Raw genomic sequence first — 828 nt, 5'->3', positions numbered from 1 at the left:
AAACATTATCTATTAAAATAAACAATCCATTATCTTCTAACGTACGATTTACTTCATGAATAAACTTAGATGGATTCGTAAAATGATGTGCTGCAATTCGGCATGTAATCGTATCAAAAGAACGATTAGCAAACGGTAAACTTTCAGCGTTTCCAGCGACAAAAGATACATTTTCATGTCCATTACTTAAAATAAATTTTTTCGCATTCTCTAACATTTTTTCTGTTAAGTCTAAAGCAACTACTTCTTTAAAAACTGGCGCTAATACATTCGCAACATGTCCACCGCCTGTAGCAATATCAAGAAGACGATAATTCTGACGAGACTCAACTTGTTGAACTACATATTGTAAATCCGGCCCTTTAGCATGAATTTTACTTTTCACATACTTTTCCGCATTATTACCAAACTGTTGTTGCACAAGCTCTTCTTTACTCATTTTATCATCTTCTTTCTATTGTTATTTACACGATTCAGATAAATAATAAGTTCTATTTCATCTGTTCAATTCCTCTTTTAGAGAGATTAAATATAGTGCTTTGAAAAAACAAAAAACTGTAAGAATGTATCTCACAGTTTTTCTATGTATGTTTACTTCTATTTTTGAAATCATTTTATATCGTTTCTTTTTCTCTTTTTTCATCTCCAGAAACTAAGTTACCAATAGCATCTGCAGTTACTTCTACTACAAATTCACAAACCCCTGCTATAACTTCTCCAATTACTTCATCCATCTTTTTACCCCCTTATTTTTTATAACTTATTTGTAGTATAGAAGAGTCTGATTACTTTTAACTATCGGATAAGGTGACAACAACATTACAGTTT

1 protein-coding gene is annotated in these 828 nt (G+C 30.9%); it reads right to left on the bottom strand.

Translation table 11 applies throughout. From position 1 onward, the window contains the following. Nucleotides 1-439 (bottom strand): class I SAM-dependent methyltransferase (locus tag KI369_RS28715; protein ID WP_212959025.1); only part of this gene is annotated, 439 nt, incomplete at its 3' end. Nucleotides 440-828: the final 389 nt, after the last annotated feature.

Source organism: Bacillus sanguinis, assembly GCF_018332475.1.
In the GTDB taxonomy this organism is placed as follows: Bacteria; Bacillota; Bacilli; order Bacillales; family Bacillaceae_G; genus Bacillus_A; species Bacillus_A sanguinis.
Note: the sequence above shows the minus strand (reverse complement) of the source record. Positions and strands in the feature narration are given on the sequence as shown.